The 19,082-nt window shown below is 69.5% G+C and carries 15 protein-coding genes; 9 read left to right on the plus strand and 6 right to left on the minus strand.

All coding sequences use genetic code 11. The annotated features are described in order from the left end of the window. Nucleotides 1-306 precede the first annotated feature (306 nt). The 4 genes from J7E89_RS39055 (at nt 307) to J7E89_RS39070 (ending at nt 4,642) form a co-directional block, all read left to right on the plus strand. Nucleotides 307-1,299: a tetratricopeptide repeat protein gene (locus tag J7E89_RS39055; RefSeq protein WP_214981081.1), complete on the plus strand. Its 993-nt coding sequence runs from the start codon at nt 307-309 to the stop codon at nt 1,297-1,299. Nucleotides 1,300-1,967: 668 nt separating this feature from the next. Then, complete coding sequence (locus tag J7E89_RS39060) at nt 1,968-2,600, plus strand: DUF6230 family protein (protein ID WP_214981084.1); 633 nt, start codon at nt 1,968-1,970, stop codon at nt 2,598-2,600. A gap of 103 nt (nt 2,601-2,703) precedes the next feature. Beyond that, nucleotides 2,704-3,252, plus strand: a complete 549-nt coding sequence (locus J7E89_RS39065; RefSeq protein WP_214981086.1) for a DUF6114 domain-containing protein — start codon at nt 2,704-2,706, stop codon at nt 3,250-3,252. Beyond that, a complete protein-coding gene (locus J7E89_RS39070; protein ID WP_214981118.1) occupies nt 3,242-4,642 on the plus strand; it encodes a hypothetical protein in 1,401 nt (466 codons plus the stop codon). Before J7E89_RS39065 ends, J7E89_RS39070 begins: the two co-directional genes overlap by 11 nt. Before the next feature lie 102 nt (nt 4,643-4,744). On the opposite strand, the gene pyk is transcribed toward J7E89_RS39070, so the two are convergent. From pyk to pta, 3 genes are all read right to left on the minus strand, one after another. Next, entirely contained in the window at nt 4,745-6,187 is a 1,443-nt protein-coding gene (pyk, locus tag J7E89_RS39075; RefSeq protein WP_214981087.1) for a pyruvate kinase, read from the minus strand. Nucleotides 6,188-6,261: 74 nt separating this feature from the next. After that, entirely contained in the window at nt 6,262-7,479 is a 1,218-nt protein-coding gene (locus tag J7E89_RS39080; protein ID WP_308315755.1) for an acetate kinase, read from the minus strand. 32 nt (nt 7,480-7,511) lie between these two features. Continuing rightward, complete coding sequence (pta, locus tag J7E89_RS39085; RefSeq protein ID WP_214981092.1) at nt 7,512-9,587, minus strand: phosphate acetyltransferase; 2,076 nt, start codon at nt 9,585-9,587, stop codon at nt 7,512-7,514. Nucleotides 9,588-9,850: 263 nt separating this feature from the next. On the opposite strand from pta, the gene J7E89_RS39090 reads away from it, so the two are divergent. Both J7E89_RS39090 and J7E89_RS39095 read left to right on the plus strand, forming a co-directional pair. After that, nucleotides 9,851-10,876 (plus strand): ATP-dependent 6-phosphofructokinase, encoded by a 1,026-nt coding sequence (locus J7E89_RS39090; RefSeq protein ID WP_214981095.1) that lies wholly within the window; start codon nt 9,851-9,853, stop codon nt 10,874-10,876. A 184-nt stretch (nt 10,877-11,060) separates the two neighbouring features. Then, nucleotides 11,061-12,098, plus strand: coding sequence for an RICIN domain-containing protein (locus J7E89_RS39095; RefSeq protein WP_214981097.1), 1,038 nt, complete (start codon nt 11,061-11,063; stop codon nt 12,096-12,098). On the opposite strand, the gene J7E89_RS39100 is transcribed toward J7E89_RS39095, so the two are convergent. The 3 genes from J7E89_RS39100 to J7E89_RS39110 form a co-directional block, all read right to left on the minus strand. Further along, nucleotides 12,070-12,744 carry a helix-turn-helix transcriptional regulator gene (locus tag J7E89_RS39100; RefSeq protein ID WP_308315756.1) on the minus strand — a complete coding sequence of 225 codons (675 nt, stop codon included), beginning with the start codon at nt 12,742-12,744 and terminating at the stop codon, nt 12,070-12,072. The two genes, J7E89_RS39095 and J7E89_RS39100, sit on opposite strands and share 29 nt — an antisense overlap. Nucleotides 12,745-12,868: 124 nt before the next feature. Then, nucleotides 12,869-13,567 carry a response regulator gene (locus J7E89_RS39105; RefSeq protein WP_214981105.1) on the minus strand — a complete coding sequence of 233 codons (699 nt, stop codon included), beginning with the start codon at nt 13,565-13,567 and terminating at the stop codon, nt 12,869-12,871. A gap of 106 nt (nt 13,568-13,673) precedes the next feature. Then, nucleotides 13,674-15,281: an ATP-binding protein gene (locus J7E89_RS39110; protein ID WP_214981108.1), complete on the minus strand. Its 1,608-nt coding sequence runs from the start codon at nt 15,279-15,281 to the stop codon at nt 13,674-13,676. Between the two features lie 140 nt (nt 15,282-15,421). Between J7E89_RS39110 and J7E89_RS39115 the strand changes: the two genes are divergently transcribed. The 3 genes from J7E89_RS39115 to J7E89_RS39125 form a co-directional block, all read left to right on the plus strand. Beyond that, nucleotides 15,422-16,795 carry a cation:dicarboxylate symporter family transporter gene (locus tag J7E89_RS39115; RefSeq protein ID WP_214981110.1) on the plus strand — a complete coding sequence of 458 codons (1,374 nt, stop codon included), beginning with the start codon at nt 15,422-15,424 and terminating at the stop codon, nt 16,793-16,795. Nucleotides 16,796-16,986: 191 nt separating this feature from the next. Beyond that, nucleotides 16,987-17,691 carry an NAD(P)-dependent oxidoreductase gene (locus tag J7E89_RS39120; RefSeq protein ID WP_285439348.1) on the plus strand — a complete coding sequence of 235 codons (705 nt, stop codon included), beginning with the start codon at nt 16,987-16,989 and terminating at the stop codon, nt 17,689-17,691. A gap of 620 nt (nt 17,692-18,311) precedes the next feature. Beyond that, nucleotides 18,312-19,082, plus strand: a 771-nt coding sequence (locus J7E89_RS39125; RefSeq protein ID WP_214981116.1) for a reverse transcriptase N-terminal domain-containing protein, incomplete at its 3' end; no start/stop codon positions are given.

The following is a 19,082-nucleotide window of genomic DNA, read 5'->3' on the forward strand; positions in this document are numbered from 1 at the left end:
GGGGGGGGGGTGGCGGGGGGACATGACCGCGACCATACCGGTCGGTAGGTGGCTGGTCCTGGTGAGCGAGATCACCGTATGCGGCCGCCAAGAGGGCCGGCATTCGAGTTACGCTACGACCAGTAGCGAAAGAGCGACAACCAAGCGACAAGCCACTGGCGCGAGGGTGGGGACCCCGCGCCAAACCCCGGTCCCACTCGGGACCCTGGGCCGTGTTCGTCCGTACGCCCCGCAACCGGCGGGGGGCTGCGGGCGGGCGCGGTTCGTGTGTTTCTCTACCGCGCGCGAAAGGGGGAGGATGTACGTATGCAGCCTAGGAACATGTCCATGAGCGGCGTCGTCGACCTCGCCGCGGTGAAGGCGGCCGGCGAAGCCCGGCAGAAGGCGGAGCAGGCGCGCGCCGCCGCGACCAAGGACGGTGGCGCCGGCGGTGGCGGAGCCGTTGCTCCTTCGAGTCTGGTGATCGATGTCGACGAGGCCGGCTTCGAGCGCGATGTCCTCCAGCGCTCCGCCGAAGTCCCGGTCGTCATCGACTTCTGGGCCGAGTGGTGCGAGCCGTGCAAGCAGCTGGGCCCGCTCCTTGAGCGCCTCGCCGTCCAGTACAACGGCCGTTTCCTCCTCGCCAAGGTCGACGTCGACGCCAACCAGATGCTGATGCAGCAGTTCGGGATCCAGGGGATCCCGGCCGTCTTCGCGGTGGTCGCCGGACAGGCGCTGCCCCTCTTCCAGGGCGCGGCCCCCGAGGCGCAGATCCGCGAGACGCTGGACCAGTTGATCCAGGTCGCGGAGGAGCGCTTCGGTCTGACCGGTATCGCCGTCGACCCGGAGGCGGGCGTGGGTGCCGGCGCGGGTGCGGCCGAGCCGGCCGAGGTGCCTGCCGGTCCGTACGACGCGCTGCTCGAAGCGGCGGCGCGCGCGCTGGACGCCAACGACTTCGGCGGCGCGGTCCAGGCGTACAAGAACGTTCTGGTCGACGACCCGGGCAACATCGAGGCCAAGCTGGGCCTCGCGCAGGCCGAACTCCTCGCGCGCGTCCAGGACCTCGACCCGCAGCAGGTGCGCAAGGCCGCTGCCGAGAACCTGAGTGACGTGGCCGCGCAGCTGGCCGCGGCCGACCTGGATCTGGTCGGTGGCCATGTGGAGGACGCCTTCGGGCGTCTGGTCGAGACGGTGCGCCGTACAGCGGGTGACGACCGTGACGCCGCGCGGGTGCGGCTGCTGGAACTCTTCGAGGTGATCGGCGGCGACGACCCGCGCGTCGCGTCGGCGCGAGCGGCGCTGGCGAGGGTGCTGTTCTGACCGGTGGCCGGGCCGGCGCTCCGCCGTGTTCCGACCGGTGGTCCGGCCGGCGCTCCGCCGGTGTTTCACCCGTGTTCTGACCGGTGGTGCCCCTGAGCCGGCCATCGTTGATTTGGCGACACAGTGACAAGATGCGGCCGCGCTTTACCAAAACTTGGTAATCGCGGCCGCTGTTACTTGCAGTAAGCCGATCAAGGCATTCTGCCCGCTTCTGGGCGACAATCACTGCGTTTTTCCCGTCACTTGACGGCACCGTCCGGGGCTCGTCGATGCCGGGCGGTCGCGCTTCGGTTATCCGGCCGTTACTAGCGAGTAACGAACCCCCTTGTGCCCCGGCCGCGAATGCACCACGATCGGCCACGCTCGGTCCAATACCGCACCAGCCCGACAGCCAATCGGCGCCGCGGTCCCGTTGGGTCCCCACCGAGCCGGTTGGCGGCAGTGCTGCCGACCGTGGACAGGGGGGTCTCTGCCGAACGGCGGGGCCTGTCCAGCAGGTTGCGCGAATGCGTGGCCAGTGGTTGTCGCTCGGGGGTGATCGCCGGTGTTTCGGAAGTCGTTCGCGCCTCCGATACGGGCGCTCTCCTTCCCGAGGACGTAGCACTTCTCCCATCCCCCTGCGGGCCCCTGCCCGTACCGGAGATGTACGTCCGAGAAGGAGGAAAGTCATGGAGTCTGCAGTTCGTGGCGGGACCAGATGGAAGCGGTTCGCCGTCGTCATGGTGCCGAGTGTGGCCGCGACGGCCGCGATAGGTGTCGCCCTCGCGCAGGGCGCGCTCGCGGCGTCGTTCAGCGTTTCTGGCCAGAGCTTCAAGGTCAGCGCCGAGAAGCTGGAAGGTAAGGGCTTCTTCCAGTACGGAGGAATGGCCGAAGGCACCGACCTCGAGGGCAACAAGGCTGCCCACCCGGTCGCGGTGTCGGCGTTCAAGACCGCCGAGATCACCAAGATGTGTCAGTCGGTCGTGACGCCCAACGTCCCGGTCTTCGGCAACATCTCGCTCCAGCTGACCGCTGGAGGAAACGGTACGCCGGTCAAGGCGGAGAACCTCTACCTGGACGTCGAGGAGCTCGGCGCCGACGCCGTGTTCAAGAACATCGACATCGGTGTGGCGGCCGGCAAGGCCACCAAGGGCCCGGGTATCCAGCCGGGCACCAGGGCCAACCCGTACGGCTTCTCGCAGCAGGCCGACTCGGCCACGCTGACCAACGTGAAGCAGAAGGCATGGGCCACCACGGCCGGCACCTTCAAGCTCAGTGGGCTGAGCATGAAGCTGCACAAGGGCGTCAAGGAGTGCTACTAAGCACTCCCTCTGCGGGCGGGACGCGTGACGCGTCGCGTCGTCCCGCCCGCTACCCCCTCCCTCATCTCTGCACAGCAACACCGGTTCCAGGGAGCTGTTTTCCATGAGCGCCGAGTCCTCGGGTCCGAGCCGCGATTTCACCTACTGGCGGCTGCGCTACCGCGCCTGGCGGGGCGGTCGGCCGTTCTGGGCGGGCCTGCTCACGATGGTGGGCGGTGTGCCGATCGCCTGGCTTCCGTACGCCGAAATCAAGATCGGCCACCTCACGATGGCCATGGCCACCACCGCGGGAGCGGGCTCGCTGATCATCGGCGTACTGCTCGTCACTCTCGGCCTGACCATGTGGTACCACCACATCGTCCGGATCTTCGCGGGCGTCGCCTCGATTCTGCTGGCGCTCGTCTCGATCCCCGTGTCCAACCTGGGCGGCTTCGGGGTCGGCTTCCTGCTGGCCCTGATCGGCGGAGCCCTGTCCATCTCCTGGGCGCCGGCCAAGCCGGATGCGCCAGGTGAGTACGCCGCCAAGTCCGGCGAGGCCCCGCCCGCGGGCGACGAGCCGGTCGGTGGCCCGCAAGGCACGGGCGGTACGGACCACATGTACGTAACCGACACATCTGTTGACGCCAATGGCGGGAGGAACAGTGCGGGGTGACGAGGCGGAGCTGACTGCGGCCGGAGGCGACCGGACCCGTGAAAGAAGCGGGCCGCGTCACGCGGCCCCCAGGAAGTCGCTCCTGACGAAGCTGCAAATTCCCGCGGGCAAGGCGATGGCCCTGGCCGCGATGCCCACGGCCGTGTTTGTCGGCATGGGGCTCACCCCGAAGCTGGCACTCGCCGACGACCAGGTGACGAACCCCTTCGCTCCCGGCCCCTGCGTGACGCGCTCGGACACTCCTGACCCTGACGCCTCCGAGTCGAAGTCCCCCTCGGCCAAGCCGTCGTCACCGACGGCCACGCCGAGCTCCGGTACGACGCCGGACAAGCCCGCGCAGACGGAAACCCCGCAGCCGGGCGAGACGCCGTCGGCGAGCGCGAGCCCGAGTGCGAGCGCGAGCAGTACCGCGCCGGCCACCGAGCCCACCAAGGAGCCGGAGGCGGGCGAGACCGCGGCGCCCACGCCGGCCCCGACGGAGAGCGAGAGCGAGAGCAAGAACCCGCTCGACCCGCTGGGTGTGGGCGACGCGATCAAGGACGTACTCGACGGGCCGGACAAGGAGACCGCTTCTCCGGAGCCCTCCGAGACGAAGCCCTCCGAGACGAAGCCCACCGACGGCGACAGCGCGACCACCAAGCCGGACGCCGACGAGCCGGACGCCACCAAGCCCGACGCCGACGAGCCGAAGGACCCGGCCGCCGAGAACCCGGTGGGCGACGCGGCCGGTGACGCGGCCGACAAGACCGAGGACGCCATCAGGGACGCGGCGGACAAGGCCGGCGCCAAGGTCGAGGAGCTCGGCGACGAGGCCAAGGGCACCGCGGACGACGCGAAAGACGCGGCGGACGACGCGGCGGACGGCAAGGCCGACGACCCGGCCGCAGACGCCGACGGCAAGGAGCCCTTCCCCTGCCCGACCGCGGACCCCGACGCGCTCGCGAACGCCGAGCTGGAGCAGGGCATCCCGGACCTGCCGGACGACCCGTGGATCCTGGAGAGCACGAAGCTCACCCTGCGCGGGCTCGACTACAAGGGCATCGTCGAGGTCAGGACCGGCAGCGGCAAGATCAAGAAGGTCCTGAAGTTCACCGCCGAGAAGACCGACATCAAGGACCTGCACCAGAAGGTCGTCGGCCCCAACGGCACCACGGCCCATGTGCAGGCCGCGGAGGGTTCCACCTCGACCATCCGCGAGGGCACGGTGACCATGTACACGGAGAAGCTGAAGGGCAACCTCTTCGGCCTCATCCCTGTCACGTTCAGCCCGGAGACCCCGCCACCGCTGAATGTCCCGATCGCCGTATTCACGGATGTCACGGTGACCCAGGCCGGCCAGTTCGGCGGCACGCTCAAGGTGCCGGGGCTGCACAACTTCTACACCGGCTGAGAGCGCGGCCGTATCGCACCGAAACGGCGGTTGGCCCGCCCCCTGGTTCAGGGGGCGGGCCAACCGCCGTTCGCATGTCGCGGGACCGGGGTCAGGCCGACGTCAGGCGACGTCGGGGGCGTGCTCCCCGCCGCCCAGGTGGTGCACCCGGACCATGTTGGTGGTGCCGGGTACGCCGGGGGGCGAACCGGCGGTGATGACCATGGTGTCGCCGTCGTTGTAGCGCTGGAGCTTGAGCAGCTCGGCGTCGACCAGGTCGACCATCGCGTCGGTGTTGTCCACGTGCGGGACGACGAACGACTCGACGCCCCAGCTCAGCGCGAGCTGGTTGCGCGTGCCGACGTCGGTCGTGAAGGCCAGGATCGGCTGCGCCGCGCGGTAGCGCGACAGCCGGCGGGCCGTGTCGCCGGACTTGGTGAAGGCGACCAGCGCCTTGCCGTTCAGGAAGTCCGCGATCTCGGCGGCAGCGCGGGCGACCGAACCGCCCTGCGTGCGGGGCTTCTTGCCGGGGACCAGCGGCTGCAGGCCCTTGGAAAGCAGTTCCTCCTCGGCCGCGACGACGATCTTCGACATCGTCTTGACCGTCTCGATCGGGTACGCGCCGACCGAGGACTCCGCGGACAGCATGACCGCGTCGGCCCCGTCCAGGATCGCGTTGGCGACGTCGGACGCCTCGGCGCGCGTCGGACGCGAGTTGGTGATCATCGACTCCATCATCTGGGTCGCGACGATCACCGGCTTGGCGTTGCGGCGGCACAGTTCGATGAGCCGCTTCTGCACCATCGGGACCTTTTCGAGCGGATACTCGACGGCCAGGTCACCACGGGCGACCATCACACCGTCGAACGCCATGACGACGCCCTCCATGTGCTCGACGGCCTGCGGCTTCTCCACCTTGGCGATGACGGGGACCCGGCGGCCCTCCTCGTCCATCACCTTGTGGACGTCCTTGACGTCGTCGGCGTCGCGCACGAACGACAGCGCGACCATGTCGCAGCCCATCCGCAGGGCGAAGCGCAGGTCCTCGACGTCCTTCTCGGACAGGGCGGGGACGTTGACCGCCGCGCCGGGCAGGTTGATGCCCTTGTGGTCGGAGACCACACCGCCCTCGATCACGATGGTGTGGACCCGGTGGCCCTCGACCGCGGTGACCTTGAGCTCGACGTTGCCGTCGTTGATCAGGATCGGGTCGCCCTTGGAGACGTCGCCGGGCAGACCCTTGTAGGTCGTGCCGCAGATCGACTTGTCGCCCGGGACGTCCTCGGAGGTGATGACGAACTCATCCCCGCGGACCAGCTCGACCGGCCCCTCGGCGAACTTCGCCAGCCGGATCTTCGGGCCCTGGAGGTCGGCGAGCACGCCCACCGCGCGGCCCGTCTCCTCGGCAGCCTTGCGGACCCGGTCGTACCGGCTCTGGTGCTCGGCATGGGTGCCGTGGCTGAAGTTGAATCGGGCCACGCTCATGCCGGCATCGATCAGAGCGACGAGCTGGTCATGGGAGTCGACGGCGGGACCCAGTGTGCAGACGATTTTGGAACGGCGCATGAGGCGGATCCTATCGGTTTGTTTCGCTGCGGAATATTCCGTCTGGTGGAATGTACAAATGGGCGGGATGCCGCTCAGGCGTTGACCAACGCATACGTCTGCCGTGCGATTTCCAGCTCCTCGTCCGTCGGTACGACGGCGACCGCGACCCGGGCGTACTCCGGCGAGATCAGCCGCGCCGCGTCCGCCCGTACGGCGTTGAGATCCGCGTCCACCACCAGCCCCAGCTCCTCCAGGCCCGCGATCGCCGCCGCGCGTACGGGCGCCGCGTTCTCGCCGACACCCGCAGTGAAGACGACCGCGTCGACCCGGCCGAGAACGGCGTAGTAAGAGCCGATGTATTTCTTCAGCCGGTGGATGTAGATCTCGAAGGCCAGCAGTGCCCGCTGATCACCCTCGTCGATCCGGCGGCGTATCTCCCGCATGTCGTTGTCACCGCACAGACCGACCAGACCGCTCTTCTTGTTCAGCAGTACGTCGATCTCGTCCGTGCTCATCCCGGCGACCCGCTTGAGGTGGAACACCACCGCCGGGTCGATGTCACCGGAGCGCGTACCCATCACCAGCCCCTCCAAGGGCGTCAGCCCCATGGATGTGTCCACGCACACCCCGCCCCGCACGGCCGACGCCGAGGCCCCGTTGCCCAGGTGCAGCACGATGACGTTGACCTCGGACGGGTCCTTGCCGAGCAGCTTGGCCGTCTCGCGCGATACGAACGCGTGCGAGGTGCCGTGGAAGCCGTAGCGGCGGATGCGGTGCGCGTCGGCGGTCTCGACGTCGATCGCGTAGCGGGCCGCGGACTCCGGCATCGTCGTATGGAAGGCGGTGTCGAAGACGGCGACCTGCGGCAGGTCGGGGCGCAGCGCCTGGGCGGTGCGGATGCCGGTGATGTTCGCCGGGTTGTGCAGCGGGGCGACCGGCACGAGCCGCTCGATCTCCGCCATCACCTCGTCGGTGATCACGGTCGGGGCGCTGAACTTCAGCCCGCCGTGGACAACGCGGTGGCCAATGGCGGCGAGCTCCGGGGAGTCCAGGCCGAGCCCGTCGCGCGCCAGCTCCTCGGCGACGGCCTTCAACGCGGCCTCGTGGTCGGCGATCGGACCGGTGCGCTCGCGCTTGCCGGAGCCGTCTCCCACCAGCGGGCTGTGCACCAGACGCGAGGTCTCCTCGCCGATCCGCTCGACCAGTCCGACGGCGAGGCGCGAACTGTCGCCCATGTCGAGCAGCTGGTACTTCACCGACGAGGAGCCGGAGTTGAGGACGAGGATGCGCGTAGCGGCGGTGTCGGTCACGGGTGCGGCACCTTCTGGGATCGGAGTGGCAGTCATACGGTCTCGCCCTGGGCCTGGATCGCCGTAATGGCGACCGTGTTCACGATGTCCTGCACCAGCGCGCCGCGCGACAGGTCGTTGACCGGCTTGTTCAGGCCCTGAAGGACCGGGCCGACTGCGACGGCCCCGGCCGAACGCTGGACGGCCTTGTAGGTGTTGTTGCCGGTGTTCAGGTCCGGGAAGATCAGCACGGACGCCTGGCCCGCGACCTCGGATCCCGGCAGCTTGGTGGCGGCGACGGACGGTTCGACCGCCGCGTCGTACTGGATCGGCCCCTCGACCAGGAGGTCGGGACGGCCGGCGCGCACCAGCTCGGTGGCCTCGCGCACCTTGTCGACGTCCGCGCCGGTGCCGGAGCTGCCCGTCGAGTACGACAGCATCGCGATCCGCGGGGCCACGCCGAACTTCTCGGCCGTACTCGCCGACTGCACGGCGATGTCCGCGAGCTGGACGGCGTTCGGGTCCGGGTTGACCGCGCAGTCGCCGTACACGAGCACCTTGTCGGCGAGCAGCATGAAGAAGACCGACGAGACGATCTTGGCGTCCGGCTTGGTCTTGATGATCTCGAAGGCCGGGCGGATGGTCGCCGCGGTGGAGTGCACGGAGCCCGAGACCATGCCGTCGGCCAGGCCCTCGTGGACCATCAGCGTGCCGAAGTAGTTGGCGTCGGCGACGACGTCGTACGCCAGCTCCACGCTGACTCCCCGGTGGGCGCGCAGCTTCGCGTACGTCTCGGCGAAGCGGCCGCGCAGTTCGGAGGTCTGCGGGTCGATGAGCTGGGTTTTCGTGAGGTCGATGCCCAGGTCGGCGGCCTTCTTGCGCAGTACGTCGACGTCGCCGAGCAGCGTCAGGTCGCACACGTCGCGGCGAATCAGTACGTCGGCGGCCCGCAGCACGCGCTCCTCGGTGCCCTCCGGCAGGACGACGCGGCGGCGGTTGGCGCGCGCCCGCTCCAGCAGCTCGTGCTCGAACATCATCGGCGTGACGCGGCCGCTGCGGGCCACCGCCATCCGGGCCAGCAGGTCGGCGGTGTCGACGTACCGCTCGAACAGGCCGAGCGCGGTCTCCGCCTTGCGGGGCGTCGCGGCGTTCAGCTTGCCCTCCAGGGCGAAGAGCTCGGCCGCGGTGGGGAAGGAGCCGCCGGCCACCGAGACGACCGGGGTGCCCGGCGCGAGGCGTGAGGCGAGGGTGAGGACCTCGGTGCCGGGGCGTTCGTCGAGGGTCAGGAGTACGCCCGCTATGGGCGGGGTCCCGGCGCTGTGCGCGGCGAGCGCGCCCACGACCAGGTCGGCGCGGTCGCCGGGGGTCACGACGAGGCAGCCGGGGGTCAGGGCGTTCAGGAAGTTCGGCAGCATCGCACCGCCGAAGACGAAGTCCAGGGCGTCACGCGCCAGGCCCGCGTCGTCGCCGAGCACCACCTTGCCGCCGAGGGCGTGGGTGATCTGGGCGACCGTGGGGGCGGCCAGCGCCGGCTCGTCGGGCAGGACGTAGCAGGGGACCGGGAGGCGGGCCTTCAGGCGCTCGGCGATCTCCGCTCGGTCCATGGGGGCGACGCGGTTGGCGACCATGGCGAGGACCTGGCAGCCGAGCGCCTCGTACGCGCGGTACGCGTTGCGGGTCTCGGCGCGCACCGCGTCGGCGGGCTGCTTCCTGCCGCCGACCACCGGGATGACGGATCCGCCGAACTCATTGGCCAGGCGGGCATTGAGGGCCAGCTCGTCGGGCAGCTGGGTGTCGGCGTAGTCCGTACCCAGGACGAGGACGACCTCGTAGTCCCGCGCCACCTGGTGGAAGCGGTCGACGATGCGGGAGACCAGCTCGTCGGTGCCCTTCTCGGCCTGGAGCGCCGAAGCCTCCTGGTAGTACATGCCGTACCCGGTTTCCGGGTCCTGCGACAGCCGGTAGCGGGAGCGCAACAGGTCAAAGAGGCGGTCGGGCCCGTCGTGCACCAGGGGGCGGAACACACCCACCCGGTCCACCTGGCGGGTAAGGAGCTCCATGACTCCCAGCTCGATGACCTGCCGGCCGTCTCCCCGGTCGATCCCGGTCACGTACACGCTGCGCGTCACGCGTGCTCTCCGTCCAGTTAGGATGGTCTTGCCCTCTTGACAATACCTGTGGGGGTGGATAGGGCGCCCGCCGGGCAGGGGGTCTGTGAGACCCGGGACCGAAGGCCTCGCACGGGCGAATCCGCAAGGCCTGCGTAACGCCTCCGTATGGCCCGATTCGGTCCACGAACGGAGGAGTAGCCGGAAGCGCGGGGCTCATGCGAGCCGTGAAACAATCGGATTCTGGCTCACAAGTACCACTAGCGAGCAGGAGACACAGCACGATGCGCATCGGAGTTCTCACCGCAGGCGGAGACTGCCCCGGGCTGAACGCAGTGATCCGGTCGGTCGTGCACCGGGCCGTCGCAGGTCACGGCGACGAAGTCATCGGATTCGAGGACGGGTTCAAGGGCCTGCTCGACGGCCACTACCGCCCTCTCGACCTCAATGCCGTCAGCGGCATCCTCGCCCGCGGCGGTACGATCCTCGGCTCCGCGCGCCTGGAGCGCGACCGGCTGCGCGAAGCGGCCGAGAACTGGCACGAGTTGTCGGAGCGCTCCGGCATCGACGCGCTCATCCCGATCGGCGGCGAGGGCACGCTCACCGCGTCCCGGATGCTGTCGGAGGCGGGGATGCCGGTCGTCGGCGTACCGAAGACCATCGACAACGACATCAACGGTACCGACCGCACTTTCGGCTTCGACACTGCCGTAGGCGTCGCGACCGAGGCCATAGACCGCCTCAAGACCACCGCCGAGTCCCACCAGCGCGTGATGGTCGTCGAGGTCATGGGCCGGCACGCGGGCTGGATCGCGCTGGAGTCGGGGATGGCGGGCGGCGCGCACGGGATCTGCCTGCCCGAGCGGCCCTTCGCGGTCGACGACCTCGTGAAGATGGTCGAGGAACGCTTCGCGCGCGGCAAGAAGTTCGCGGTCGTCTGCGTCGCGGAAGGCGCACGTCCGGCCGAGGGATCGATGCCGTACGAGAAGGGCGCCATCGACCAGTTCGGGCACGAGCGCTTCACCGGCATCGGCAACCGGCTCGCGAGCGAGCTGGAGAAGCGGCTCGGCAAGGAGGCCCGGCCGGTCATCCTCGGCCACGTCCAGCGGGGCGGCACCCCGACGGCGTACGACCGTGTCCTCGCCACCCGCTTCGGCTGGCACGCGGTGGAGGCGGTGCACCGCGGCGACTTCGGCAACATGACGGCGCTGACCGGCACTGAGATCACCATGGTGCCGCTGGCGGCGGGGGTCGAGGAACTGAAGACGGTCCCGGAGAAGCGGATGTACGAGGCCGAGTCGGTCTTCTGAGCGGAACGCTCGCGCAGAGCGGCCCTGACCGCCTCCCCCGAGGACGGTCAGAGCCGCTCGGCCTGTTCCGGCCGGAGTTGCTGATTCCCACTCTTGAGTCGCGCGGCGCTTTCAACAAGTCTTTTCCTTGTCCCGGACATGTCCCAACTCTGTCCGGCGTGGCGGGAGAGGGGTGGGAGCGCGCATGTCCGAGGGGTCCGACGAGTCCGGCGCATCCGCCGAGTCCGACGCATCCGACGACGGCAGATCTCCGGATCCGTACGAGATACGGAACGCCGGCGAGTTCATCGCCGCACTGAGTGCGCTCAAGGACTGGTCGGGTCTCACCTACCGGGAACTGACGGCGCGGGCGGACGCGGTCGGCGACGTACTGCCGCGCAGCACGGTCGCCAACATGCTGGCGCGCACGACGCTGCCCCGCGAGGAACTGGTGGCGGCGTACGCACGGGCGTGCGGCTGCGGTCCGGGGACGGTCGAGCACTGGCTGAAGGTACGCAAGGAACTGGCCGTGCGCGGCACGCGCGAGGCTGCTGCCGGCCGGGCCGATGCAGGGTCCGGGGACATGGACGCGCCCGGCGAGGCGGCTGGTACTGACCCCGGTCGGGCGCGGCGGCGGTGGCCGGTCGTGGTGGCCGTGCCGGTGGCGCTCGTGCTGATGGCGGTGGCGGTGGCGGTCGGGCTGTTCGCGTGGAACGGCGATGGCGGAGACGATGCGCGGAGCAGTGGCCCGGTGGCCGGCGAGCGGATGGTGCGGGTCGGGGGGTCGTCTCTTTGCCTGACCGAGCGGGCCGGGTCCAGCGGGCACCTCTGCCAGGGCCCCTGCAAGGGCGCGATCCCGCGCTTCACACTCGTACCGCGCGGCGGCGACACCTGGCGCATCGCCACGCTGCACCCCGAGTACGGCGAAGGATGCATGGGCGTCCAGCGGTCGGCCCGGCACACGCCCGCCCCGCTGGAGAACGACTACTGCGGCAAGCGCGGCAAGGCGGAAACCTTCCGGCTGGAGCCGGTCGGCCGTCCCGTTGAGGGGTACCGGATCCGGCCGCTGCACACCGGCTTCTGTCTCGGAGTCGAGGACGGGGGGTCCGGCGGCTCGGACAAGCTTTGGGCCGAGGTGGTTCAGACAACGTGCGCGGCGGATGCCGAGCGACAGATCTTCCGCTTCGAACCGCCGGACCCGTCCGGTCCGCCCGTCAGCGCGCCAGCTGCCAGAAATGGCTGAGGATGTCGTCCAGGAACTCCCGGCCCTTCGCGCCGTCCCCCGAATCGCCGCCGCTCCAGCTCAGCGTCGACATCATCCGCGACTGGTAGTCGGTGTGCAGGCGCTGGAGTACGTCCTCCAGGTCCCGCCGCTGCACAGGAATCAGCTTCGCGATCGGGCGTACGTACGCCTGCCAGCGCGTCGTCACCGCGCTGCGCAGCATCTCGGCCAGGTCTTCGTCGCGGCCCGTCGCCGTGACGAACTCCTGCGGTGAAAGACCAAGGACCTCGGAGAGCGCCGCGGACTGCCGCTCGTTGCCGCGCCACCGCTGCGCGTCCTCCATCCGCTGGTACGCGCCCGCGTCCACGCCCACCATCCGCGCCAGATCCGGCGCCGCCAGGCCCCGCGCCATCCGGTGCTCGCGCAGCGTGCCCGGGGCGGCGATCAGGTCGCCGACCGCGCACCACAGGACACCGGCGAGGGCGGTGATCTCCTGGGCGTCGGGCGCGCGCTGCCTGCGTTCCCAGGCCACTACGAGGTCGGGGCCGATGTTCAGGCCGTACTGCGCGCGCAGCCCGTAGGCGACATGGCCGGGCGCCATGCCGAGGGCCTCGCGCAGTTGGCGCGCGGCAAGAGCGTTGAAAGGCGGAGAGGGGTGCACGGGCACACCGTACGGAGAAGAGGGCCCCGGTGACTACGGTGCGTTCACCCAAGATAACAACTCGTAGGAACGTCCTACAATCCAACATTCGCGCGTGCCACCCTCAGGTTACCCCCGAGTCACCCCGGAGTCACCCCTTGCGTACGGGGATCCAGCGGTAGTGCAGCTCGGGGCGGCCGACCTGGCCGTACTGCGGAGTGCGTTCGGCGCGGCCGGCCGACACCAGGTGTTCCAGATAGCGGCGGGCGGTGATCCGCGAGATCCCGAGGGCGGCGGCGGCCGTCGCGGCCGTCGTCCCGGCCGGCGATTCGCGCAGGGCACGGGTCACCGCCTCCAGCGTCGGGGCGCTGAGCCCCTTGGGGAGGGCAGCGGGCTGGGGAGTGCGCAGGGCGGAGAGCGCGCGGTCCACCTCGTCCTGGCCGCTGGCCTCGCCGACCGAGGCGCGGAACTCGGCGTAGCGATTGAGACGGTCGCGCAGGGTGGCGAAGGTGAAGGGCTTCAGGACGTACTGGACGACGCCGAGCGACACGCCTTCGCGTACGACGGCCAGATCGCGGGCAGAGGTGACGGCGATGACGTCGGCGGTGTGGCCGGCGCCGCGGATGGAACGTACGAGCTGGAGGCCGTGGCCGTCGGGGAGGTAGAGATCCAGGAGGAGCAGGTCGACGGGCCCGCGGTCGAGGGCCCGGACCGCCTCTCCCCGCGAATGCGCGACGCCGGCGACGGCGAAGCCGGGGACTCGGCCGACGTAGAGCGCGTGGGCGTCGGCGGCGACGGGGTCGTCCTCGACGACGAGGACGCGGATCGGGGGCGACGCGGCGGCACTCATGCGCGTCTCCGTTGCCGACGCGGCCACGAAAGGGGGCTCAGTCCCGGACCCCGCTCCTCAATCGCCCCAGGGGATCCATAGAAGCCTGTCCGGGGGGTTCGCACGGTCATGGCCGCACCTTCTCCTTCGCCGCCGCCGCGCGCAACGGCAGCCGCACCGTGAACTCCGCGCCGCCACCGGCCGCACCGGCCAGCACTATCGCCCCGCCTCCCCGGTGCACCGCCTGCCGGACCAGCGCCAGCCCCAGCCCGCGCCCCGCGCTCTTCGTCGACCAGCCGCGGGCGAAGACCGCCTCCGCCGACGCCGGGGCGACCCCAGGCCCGGTGTCCGCGACGCGCAGCAGCAGCTCGGAGCCCTGGTCCGTGCGGGCCGTCACCGTGACCCGCGCGCCGTCGCTGCCCTGCGCCGCGTCCACCGCGTTGTCGATCAGGTTGCCCAGGATCGTCACCAGGTCCCGGGCCGGCAGGGCACGCGGCAGCAGCCCGTCGTCGATCCGGCTGTCCTCGTCCAGTACGAGAGCCACGCCCCGCTCGTTCGCCTGCGCCGCCTTCCCCAGCAGCAGCGCCGCCAGCACCGGCTCGCCCACCGCGCCCACGACCTTGTCGGTGAGGGCCTGGGCCAGCTCAAGTTCCGCCGTGGCGAACTCCACCGCCTCGTCGGCCCGCCCGAGCTCGATGAGGGAGACGACGGTGTGCAGGCGGTTCGCCGCTTCGTGGGCCTGCGAGCGCAGCGCCTGCGTGAAGCCCCGCTCCGAGTCCAGCTCGCCGGACAGTGCCTGGAGTTCGGTGTGGTCGCGCAGGGTCACGACCGTGCCGCGCTGCTCCCCGCCCGTGATCGGCCGGCTGTTGACGACGATCACCCGGTCCGCCGTCAGATGCACCTCGTCGACGCGCGTTCCGGAGGCGAGCAGCGCCGTCGTCAGCGGGCCCGGCAGGTCCATTTCGGCCACCGGGCGGCCGACCGCGTCCGGCCCGAGGCCGAGCAGCTCGCGGCCGCCGTCGTTGATCAGCGCGATGCGCTGGTGCCCGTCGAGCATCAGCAGCCCTTCCCGTACGGCGTGCAGCGCGGCCTCGTGGTAGTCGTGCATGCGGCGGAGCTCGCCGGCGTTCATGCCGTGCGTGTGCCGCCGGAGCCGGGCGTTGATGACGTACGTACCCAGGCCTCCCAGGGCGAGCGCGCCCGCCGCCACGGCGAGCAGCGCGGCCAGCTGCTGCCGTATTTGCGCGCTGATCGTCTCGATGGTGATGCCCGCGCTGACGAGCCCGACGACTTCCTTGCCGTCCCGCACCGGTGCCACCACCCGCACCGAGCGCCCCAGTACCCCCGTGTACGTCTCGTGGAAGGTGCCGCCCGCCAGGGCGGGCCCCGTGTGTCCCCGGAACTTTCCGCCGATCTCGGCCGGCTCCGGATGTGTCCAGCGGGTCCCGTCCGGCGCCATGATCACGACGAAGCTGACGCCGGTCTCCTTGCGCAGGGCCTCGGTGTACGGCTGGAGGAGCGCCGTCGGGTTGTCGGAGCGAGCGGCCTCGATCACCGCCGGGGACTTCGCCACAGCGGTCGCGGTCGTGAAAACCTGCCGCCGTGCGGTCTCCTCGGCCTGGGACCGGTCCGAGACGTACGCGAAGACCGCGCACCCGGCGACGATCGCCGCCACCAGGACGACCTGCATCGCGAAGAGCTGGCCGGCCAGGCTGCGGGGGCGGGGGATGCGCATGCCGCAAGTGTGCCTGAGCGCGTCTGGCCGAAAAGCTGTGAACGTAAAGCACGTAACGGTGACGGGTGTCACAGGGGTGATGGATAGTCGCCGGGACCCATCGGGACGTGGGTATCGCAGGACAATCCGAGGAGGACCCCGTGGCAGGCACAGCAGCCGCAAGGCGGGACCGTACGCACTACCTGTATATCGCCGTCATCGTGGCCGTGATACTCGGCATCGTGGTCGGCTTCGCCGCCCCCGGTGTGGCCGTCGAGCTCAAGCCACTCGGCACCGGCTTCGTCAATCTGATCAAGATGATGATTTCGCCCATCATCTTCTGCACGATCGTGCTGGGCATCGGCTCGGTCCGTAAGGCCGCCAAGGTCGGCGCGGTCGGTGGCATCGCACTCGGCTACTTCACCGTGATGTCGCTCGTCGCACTCTCCATCGGCCTGCTCGTCGGCAACGTGCTGCACCCCGGCGACAGCCTCGCGGTGACCGACGCGGTCAAGGAAGCGGGCCAGGGCCAGGTCGCGGCCGAGGCCAAGGACACGGTCGAGTTCCTGCTCGGGATCATCCCGACCACGTTCGTTTCCGCCTTCACCACGGGTGAGGTCCTTCAGACCCTCCTCGTGGCGCTGCTCGCCGGCTTCGCGCTTCAGGCCATGGGCTCGGCCGGCCAGCCGGTCCTGCGCGGTGTCGAGCACATCCAGCGGCTCGTCTTCCGCATCCTGGCCATGGTGATGTGGGCTGCGCCGATCGGTGCCTTCGGCGCGATCGCGGCCGTCACCGGCTCGGCCGGTCTGGACGCTCTGAAGAGCCTCGCCGTACTGATGCTGGGCTTCTACGTCACGTGCTTCCTCTTCGTCTTCATCGTGCTCGCCACGCTGCTGCGCGTCATCGCGGGCCTCAACATCCTCACGCTCTTCAAGTACCTGGGCCGTGAGTTCCTGCTGATCCTGTCCACCTCCTCGTCCGAGTCCGCCCTCCCGCGGCTCATCGCGAAGATGGAGCACCTGGGCATCAGCAAGCCGGTGGTCGGCATCACGGTTCCGACCGGCTACTCCTTCAACCTCGACGGCACCATGATCTACATGACCATGGCGTCGCTCTTCATCGCCGACGCCATGGGCGACCCGATGTCGCTCGGGGAGCAGATCCCGCTCCTCCTCTTCCTCCTCGTGGCGTCGAAGGGCGCGGCGGGCGTCAGCGGGGCCGGCCTCGCCACCCTGGCCGGCGGCCTCCAGTCGCACCGCCCCGAGCTGGTCGACGGCGTCGGCCTGATCGTCGGCATCGACCGCTTCATGAGCGAGGCGCGCGCCCTGACGAACTTCGCGGGCAACGCGGTGGCGACGGTGCTGGTCGGCACGTGGACGAAGGAGATCGACAAGGACCGCGTCGACCAGGTGCTGGCAGGCCTGGTCCCCTTCGACGAGAAGACCCTGCTCGACGATCACGACACGGCACCGGACCTGACCAAGACGCAGGAAGCGCCCACGCGCGACGACGACAAGGCACCGGCGAAGGTGTGACGCGCTGACGCCCTGACGTGACCCGGCCGGTACGGAACCCAATTCCGCACCGGCCGGACGGCGTATCGATCCGCGTACGTTGCCGCAGGGGTCGACGGCTGAGCGCTGACCTTGATTCTTACCTTCTGGTGGGTATCCCACTTTAAAGTCGGTACTTGTCGGGTGGGTTGTGGCGCCGAAGCATGGTGTGCATGACTTCCCACGATCTTGTTCCCGTTACCGTCATCGGGCTCGGCGCCATGGGGCGCGCGCTCGCCGGTGCCTTCCTTGAGGCCGGGCATCCCACTACCGTCTGGAACCGTTCCGCCGGGAAGGGTGAGGACCTCGTCGCGCGTGGCGCGGTCCTTGCCCGGAGTGCCGAAGAAGCGGTGCGGGCCGGTGAGTTGACCGTCGTCTGTGTTGTTGATTACGACGCTTCGCAAGCCATCCTCGATCCGCTGGGCGACGCACTCGCCGGGCGCGTCCTCGTCAACCTCACCTCTGACTCGCCGGAGCGGGCCCGTACGGCCGCCGCCTGGGCGGACGAGCGCGGCGTCGCGTATCTCGACGGCGCGGTGATGGTGCCGACCCCGCTCGTCGGCGGGGCGGAGGCGCTGATCCTGTTCGCCGGTTCGCGGACGGCTTTCGAGAAGTACGAGAGCGCCCTCAAGGCGCTGGCCGGCAACGCCGCCTACCTGGGCGAGGACCACGCCCTCGCCGCCGCCTACGACCTGTCGATGCTCGACTTCTTCTACGCGAGCATCTCCGGCCTGGTGCACGCCTTCGCCCTGGCGCGGGAGGACAAGGTGGCGGCCGGGGCCCTCGCGCCGTATCTGAACACCATCACCGCCATCCTGCCGCCCATCGCCGCCGAGATGGCGTCCGCCAGTGCGACACGAGGTCGCCGCAACAAGTAGGTCAGAGAAGGAGTCAGGTATGACCTCCGGCTAGTGATCAGGGCCGGTCCCCATCCCCGGGTGCGTCGCTGGCAACGGCGGGGTTCTGAGCACGGGGATTCACGCCCAAGGGCTCGCGGGCCATCGTGAGCCACAGGCAAGGGGAAGGCCGGAAGGAAGAACGAAAGTGAACCCCTGTATTTACGCATCGTCATCCATACGTCGCGTCATGGCTCGCAATCGGCGGCGGAAAGGTCCCGCGTTGAGAGGCGCGAAGCGGGCATCGGGAATTGGTGGCCCGGTGTTGGATCACCGCTGACCTCGGTGTAAAGGGGGCTTCCTAACCGGCCGCATCTTGTCGCGGTGGAACGTGGAAACCCCGTAAGGGTCCGGCTTAGGCCGGTAAGCCGGAGGCAACGAAGGCCCAACTCTCTTGCGGGACAGGATGTTTCGAGAAGCGAATGCTGCCAGGCGAAAGTCGAGAGGAAACGGGTGGATCGCGGAGACTCCTCCGCCTCCCATAACTCGGCAGATACCGGCGCGTGCCGGGCCCGAAAGGGAGCTGACGCGGAACAGGTAGGCCGAAGAAGTGGAACTGCTGGAAGCATCAACCGGGGCGCAAGTTAGATACTGGGGGTGGAATGGAAACGCTGGAAAATGACGGAGTGGCCGTTCGCGAACCAGGGAACGGAACCTCGGACGAGTTCGAACGGTACTGGGCCGGGATCGACTGGCCTGAAACCGAACGGAACGTCATGCGTCTGCGACAGAGGATCTTCAAGGCGTCTCAGGAGGGGGACCTCAAGCAGGTCCGGAACCTCCAGAAGCTCATGCTGCGTTCTCACTCAAACACGCTGTGCAGCGTGCGTAGGGTGACCCAACGCAGCACGGGGAAAGCGACGGCCGGCGTTGACGGCGAGAGGGCTCTGACCCACCGGGGCAGGGCAAAACTGGTCACGGAGATATCTTCCGAGTCCGGGCTCAAGGTCAATCCGGTTAGACGTGTGTACATCCCGAAGGCGAATGGGAAGGAACGGCCGCTCGGTATCCCCACGATCAGGGACCGAGTCCACCAGGCCAGGGCGAAGAACGCACTGGAGCCTGAGTGGGAGGCCCGTTTCGAGGCGCGGAGCTACGGCTTCCGCCCGGGACGGAGTTGCCACGATGCCATCGGCATGATCTTTAGCGTCTCCTCGCAGAAGCGTGCAAGGAGATTATGGGTCCTCGATGCGGATCTGTCAGCGGCTTTCGACCGGATCGACCATCGACACCTGATGAGGGCGATCGGGGGGTTCCCCGGCAGGGGGATGGTCCTGCGATGGCTCAAGGCGGGGGTCATGGAGGGTGGAAGGTTCGCCCCGACGGAGGAAGGTACTCCGCAGGGGGGAGTCGTCACGCCCCCAACGCAATGG

The sequence above is a fragment of the Streptomyces sp. ISL-100 genome, from assembly GCF_018614615.1.
In the GTDB taxonomy this organism is placed as follows: Bacteria; Actinomycetota; Actinomycetes; order Streptomycetales; family Streptomycetaceae; genus Streptomyces.